We start from the raw sequence: 4,867 nt of genomic DNA on the forward strand, positions 1-4,867 counted from the left end.
AACAGGCGCTCGGCCTTGCGCCGGGAACGCTGCAATGGCGCGGGCCGTTCGATCCGGACAGCGATCCGCTGTGGCGCGCGATGCAGGCCGACGAGATCAGCGAGCGCGACTACTGGCGCTCCCGCACCAGTGAGGTCGGTCGGCTGGTCGGCGAGGACTGGCAGGCGATGGAGACCTTCGTCCAACGAGCGCGCGGCGCCGAGCCGGAAAAGGTGGTGCGGCCCGAGGCCGACAGCGCCATTCGCACGGTGCATGCGGCGGGTTTTCGGCTGGCGATCCTGTCAAACGAACTCGACCTGTTCTACGGCGCCGATTTCCGCCGGCGGCTGCCGTTGCTCGGCCTGTTCGACCTCATCGTCGACGCCACCTATACCGGCATCCTCAAGCCCGATCCACGCGCCTATGCCTTGGTCACCGAGGCGCTCGGCCTGCCTGCCGGCGCTTGCGTCTTCGTCGACGACCAGCAGCGCAATGTCGATGGCGGCTCTGCTGCCGGCATGCGCACGGTCCATTTCGACGTCGCTCGCCCGGCTCATTCCTATGCCGAGGCCCTCGGTCATTTCGGCCTCGTCCCAGTTGCCTGAGATTTTTTTGCGGAGTCCTCTATGCGCGACATCAATTTTCTCACCGAAACCAACGCCAAGCCGATCTGGCACCCGATGGCGCATCCGGCCGAGATGCGGGCCAACCCGCCAAAGGTGATCATGAAAGGCGAGGGTGTGATGGTCACCGACATCGCCGGCAACACCGTGCTCGACGCCGTCGGCGGCCTGTGGAACGTCAATCTCGGCTACAGCTGCGACCCGATCAAGCAGGCGATCGCCGACCAGCTTTCGGCGCTGCCCTATTATTCCGGCTTTCGCGGCACCTCGACCGGGCCGTCGATAGAACTCGCCTACGAACTCTGCGAATGGTTCGAGCCAGAAGGCATGGTGCGGACCTTCTTCACCTCGGGCGGCTCGGATTCAGTAGAAACGGCACTTCGGCTGGCCAGGCAATACTGGAAGATCCGCGGCCAGGCCGACCGGACAAAATTCCTCGCCCTGAAGAAGGGCTATCACGGCACGCATTTCGGCGGCGCGTCGGTTAACGGCAACGCCAATTTCCGTCGCAACTACGAGCCTCTGCTGCCCGGCGTCTTCCACATTCCCGCGCCCTGGACCTTCCGCAACCCGTTCGATGAGACCAACCCAGCGCGGCTGGCGAAACTGTGCGCCAAGGCGCTGGAGGACGAAATCGCCTTCCAGGGCGGCGACACCATCGCCGCTTTCATCATGGAGCCGGTTCTCGGCGCCGGCGGCGTCATCGTTCCGCATGAGAGCTTCATGCCACTGGTGCGTGAGATCTGCGACCGCCACGAGATCCTGCTGATCGCCGACGAGGTGGTGACGGGCTTCGGCCGCACCGGCGCATGGTCGGGCTCGCGTCTGTCCGGCGTGAAGCCGGATTTCATGACCATCGCCAAGGCGATCACGTCAGGCTATTTCCCGCTCGGCGCGACCTTGATCGGCGGAAAAGTCGCCGATGTCTTCGAGGCCGACAAGACCAGTTTTGGTGCGATCGGCCACGGCTATACCTATTCCGGCCACCCGGTCGGCTGCGCGGCGGGTCTGGCGGCGCTTGCCGAGACCAAACGGCTTCGCCTGAACGAGAACGCGGCGGCACGGGGCGTCGAACTCGCGGCCACGCTGGAGGGGCTGAAGGCCAGGCATGCGATCGTCGGCGATGTCAGGTACAAGGGCCTGATGGCGGCGCTGGAGCTGGTCTCGGACCGCACGACGAAAAAGCCGGCCGACAAGAAGACCATGGCCGTGGTTTCGGAGGCCGCCTATGAGGCCGGCGTCATGCTGCGTGTGTCGGGCAACACCATCATCCTGTCGCCGCCGCTCATCATCACCGCCGCCGATGTGACGAAGATTGGCGAAGCGCTGGATGCAGGCCTATCGAAGGCCTGACGGGTTAGCTGGACACAACGGAGTTTCAAGACGCAATGAGCCAATCGCAAGAAGCACTGGTTAGCCGGCGTTCCCGCCTGCTCGGCGCGAAATCGCAATTGTTCTACGACGAGCCCGTGCATCTGGTGCGCGGCGAAGGCGTCTGGCTCTACGATGCCGATGGTCGGAAATATCTCGACGCCTACAACAATGTCGCACATGTCGGCCACTGCCACCCGCATGTGGTCGAAGCCCTGTGCCGGCAGGCCAGCCTGCTCAACACCCACACGCGCTATCTGCACACCGCCATCCTTGATTATGTCGAGCGGCTGACCGCGACCTTCGATGCCAGCCTGTCGTCCGCCATCCTGACCTGCACCGGCAGTGAGGCCAACGACATCGCGCTGCGCATGGCGCAGGCCGCAACCGGCCGCATGGGCATCATCGCCACCGACGCCACCTACCATGGCAACACCACGGCGGTTTCGCAGCTCAGCACCCGCATGCCGCCGGTCGGCGGCCGCGCGCGCCAAGTGCGGCTGGTGCCGACGCCCGACAGCTATCGCCATCCCGATGCGACGGCCGACGGCAAGGCCTTTGGCGATGCGGTGCGGGGAGCCATCGCCGCGCTGGCAAAGGACGGCATCGGCCTGTCCGGCATCATTTTGTGCCCGCTGCTCGAAAATGAAGGCTTCCCGACGCTTCCCAGCGGATTTTTCGAAGACGCCGTGGCGGCGGTGCGTGAAGCGGGCGGGTTGGTCATCGCCGATGAGGTGCAACCTGGTTTCGGCCGTACCGGCAGCCATTTCTGGGGCCACCAGCGCGCTGGCTTCGTGCCCGACATCGTCACCATGGGCAAGCCGATGGGCAACGGCCATCCGGTCGCCGCGGTGGTCACCACCAAGGACACATTGGCGACCTTCCGCAACGCTTTCCGTTACTTCAACACCTTTGGCGGCAATCCGGTTTCCTGCGCGGTGGCCAATGCCGTCCTCGACGTCATCGAGCAGGAAGATCTCGTCGCCAACGCACGTGACGTCGGCGCCTATGCGCTCGGTCTGCTGCGCCCGCTGGCCGAGCGCCATGAATGCATCGGCGAGGTCAGGGGCGCCGGCCTGTTCTTCGGCGCCGAACTGGTTCACGACCGCGAGACGCGCGAGCCGGCGCCCGACATTGCCGAGCAGGTCGCCAACCGCATGCGCCACCGCGGTGTGCTCATGGGCAAGACCGGGATCCACGGCAATGTGCTGAAGATCCGCCCGCCCATGCCGTTCTCGCGCGACAATGCCGACGTCCTGATCGGCGCCCTCGACGAGGTGCTGGGTGAAGTCGGCGGAGTGAAGGCGTGAACGCTGTTTCCACGCAATCCGAGCCCGAGACGGCAGCCGATGTCACCGAGCTTGCCAAGCGCGCGCTCGAACATTGGGGCATTCGTGAGGGTGAGCCAGAGCTGCTGAAATTCCGCGAGAACGCGGTGTTTCGCGTCATCTTGCCAACAGGCCAGCCGGCCGCCATGCGCATTCATCGGCTTGGCTATCACACGGACGCCGCCCTGCGCTCGGAACTGCAATGGATGGGCTTTTTGCAAGCGGCCGGCATCGCCACGCCATCTGCGGTCGCCACGCCGGCCGGCGATCTGTTCGTGCTTGTCAGCGCCAACGCCTCAGTGCAACCCCGGCAAGTCGATTGCTTGAGCTGGCTGGAAGGCCGCGCCGTCGGCGCGCGAGGCGTGCCGCTGGATTTTACGCCCGAGCAGGCAAGACAGGTCTTTACCGCGATGGGCCGAACCATCGCCCACATGCACAATGTCACGTCTGCCTGGACGCCGCCCGCCGGCTTTGCCCGCCATGCCTGGGATTTCAATGGCTTCTTCGGCGCGAACCCGAATTGGGGCCGCTTCGAGACCTCGCCCTTCCTCGACGGCCCTCATCGCGAGCTGGTTTTCCAGGCGCGGGAAAAGGCCGTGAAGGCGCTGTCGGAGCATGAACGCAGCGCCCGCAATTTCGGCATCATCCACGCCGATCTGGTGCGCGAGAATGTGCTCGTCCATGACGGCGCGATCCGCATCATCGACTTCGACGATTGCGGCCATGGCTGGCACATGTACGACCTTGCCGTCGCGCTCTACCAGAACCGCGATGAGGCGATCTATCCGCTGATCGAGGCCGCTTTGCTCGAGGGCTATCGGCAGGAGCGGGCACTGACCGCGCGCGACATCGCCGCGCTGCCGCTGTTTTCGGCGTTGCGTGCCTTTGCTTTCCTCGGTTGGGTGCAGAGCCGCGTCGAAGGCGACATCACCAGGGATGTCGGCCAGCGTATGTCGGCCATCGCAGCCGATGTGGTGATTGCCTATCTGCGTGGCGAATAGGGCCGATCAATAAGAACTGGCGGGTCATCAGCCCTTCGCGAAATGGATGCTGACCGTGCCCGAACTGCCGAAATCGGCGACGATCGTGTCGCCGGGCCGCGCCTCGACCGGGCGCACGAACGATCCAGAGAGCACCACCTCGCCAGCCGCGATCGACATGCCGTAGCGGGCGAGCCTGTCCGCCAGCCAGGCGATGCCCATGGCCGGGTGGTTGAGCACGCCGGCGCCAAGCCCGGTTTCCTCTACCTCGGCGTTGCGCGAGACGATGGCGCCGATCCAGCGCATGTCGGCCTCATCAGGACGTTGCCGCCGGCCGCCGATGACAATGCCGGCATTGGCGGCATTGTCGGAAATCGTGTCGAAGAAGGTGCGCACCTTCTTCGTCTCGGCATTGACGCGCTCGATGCGCGTATCGAGGATTTCCAGCGCCGGTGTGATGTAGTCGGTGGCGTGGAGCACGTCGGAGATGGTCACGCCGGGGCCTTTCAGCGGCGCCTTCATGACGAAGGCGATCTCGGCCTCGACGCGCGGCTGGATGAAGCGGCCGGCCGGCACCGTCGCGCCG

The 4,867-nt window shown here is 65.2% G+C and carries 5 protein-coding genes; 4 read left to right on the top strand and 1 reads right to left on the bottom strand.

The genetic code is table 11. The features are described from left to right. The 4 genes from EN906_RS23135 to EN906_RS23150 all read left to right on the top strand — a co-directional run. The coding region (locus EN906_RS23135) for an HAD-IA family hydrolase (protein WP_127375400.1) at positions 1 to 584 on the top strand (584 nt) is incomplete at its 5' end. Between the two features lie 21 nt (positions 585 to 605). Further along, positions 606 to 1,955, top strand: coding sequence for an aminotransferase class III-fold pyridoxal phosphate-dependent enzyme (locus EN906_RS23140; protein WP_127266752.1), 1,350 nt, complete (start codon positions 606 to 608; stop codon positions 1,953 to 1,955). 35 nt (positions 1,956 to 1,990) lie between these two features. After that, entirely contained in the window at positions 1,991 to 3,283 is a 1,293-nt protein-coding gene (locus EN906_RS23145) for an aminotransferase class III-fold pyridoxal phosphate-dependent enzyme (RefSeq protein ID WP_127266753.1), read from the top strand. Further along, positions 3,280 to 4,302 carry a phosphotransferase gene (locus tag EN906_RS23150; RefSeq protein WP_127266754.1) on the top strand — a complete coding sequence of 341 codons (1,023 nt, stop codon included), beginning with the start codon at positions 3,280 to 3,282 and terminating at the stop codon, positions 4,300 to 4,302. Before EN906_RS23145 ends, EN906_RS23150 begins: the two co-directional genes overlap by 4 nt. A 27-nt stretch (positions 4,303 to 4,329) precedes the next feature. Here the strand turns inward: EN906_RS23150 and EN906_RS23155 are convergent. Then, positions 4,330 to 4,867 (bottom strand): fumarylacetoacetate hydrolase family protein (locus EN906_RS23155; protein ID WP_127375401.1); only part of this gene is annotated, 538 nt, incomplete at its 5' end.

The sequence above is a fragment of the Mesorhizobium sp. M7A.F.Ca.CA.004.06.1.1 genome, assembly GCF_003999135.1.
Classification (GTDB): domain Bacteria; phylum Pseudomonadota; class Alphaproteobacteria; order Rhizobiales; family Rhizobiaceae; genus Mesorhizobium.